This window comes from Thermincola ferriacetica, from assembly GCF_001263415.1.
Taxonomy (GTDB): Bacteria; Bacillota; Thermincolia; order Thermincolales; family Thermincolaceae; genus Thermincola; species Thermincola ferriacetica.
Genome location: NZ_LGTE01000066.1, coordinates 1 through 900, shown reverse-complemented (window position 1 = coordinate 900; position 900 = coordinate 1). Strand labels below are relative to the sequence as shown.

The following is a 900-nucleotide window of genomic DNA, read 5'->3' as shown; positions in this document are numbered from 1 at the left end:
TTTGTGATGAAATACTCACCTGGCGCCCCACGTCGATTGACCCCTGAGCAGGAAAAAGAGCTGGCTTTGATCATTGAACATCAGCTCCCCGTAGATGTGGGATTCGAAGCAAAATATAATTGGACGCTTGCGATAATCGCTGAACTCATTCAACAAAAGTGGGGGCCAACATACACGCTTCGCGGAACAAGTGACATTCTGCATCGGTTAGGGCTAAGCTATACGAAACCGACCTATACACTAGCCAATGCCGATGAAGAGAAACAAAAAGAATTCGTCGAAATCACCTTCCCTGAAGTAAAAAAAAACTGGTAGATGGGAACATCGCCCATGTCCTCTTTCAAGATGAGTCGATGATTCGTGATTACCAAGCGATTCAAAAAACATGGTTTGTCAAAGGAAAACAACGAATCATTCCGACGTTTGGAAAACATCAAGGGCTGAAGCTGATTGGCACGTTGAACTACGAAACAGGGGAAGTGTTTTGCATCGAAGAAGAACGCTATGACGCGGAAACATTTCTTCGATTTCTTCAACTTGTGTTAGAACGCTATCCCACAGGCAAAATAGTGATGATTTTAGATAACGCTCGAATTCACCATGCCAAACTCATTCAGCCATTTTTAAAAGAACACGAAGATCGGTTAGAGCTCGTCTTTTTGCCACCATACAGTCCGCAATTGAACTTGATTGAAGGGCTATGGAAATGGCTGAAATCAGACGTGATTTACAACGTGTTCTATTCGAGTGTGCAAGAAATTAGAAAGAATGTCCAAGCCTTTATTCAGCGAATCAACCAGAAACCAGAACAAACGATCGATCGTTTGTGTGTTCAGTTGTAAATCTTTAATTCAACTTATATACAATAGTCTTTTAGGGAGTTACCTGAGTGATAAGCCT

At 42.0% G+C, this 900-nt stretch carries 1 pseudogene; it reads left to right on the top strand.

Annotation, left to right across the window (positions count from 1 at the left end):
- Nucleotides 1-842, top strand: a pseudogene (locus tag Tfer_RS16400) (IS630-like element ISBs2 family transposase); the annotation flags it as partial.
- Nucleotides 843-900 lie beyond the last annotated feature (58 nt).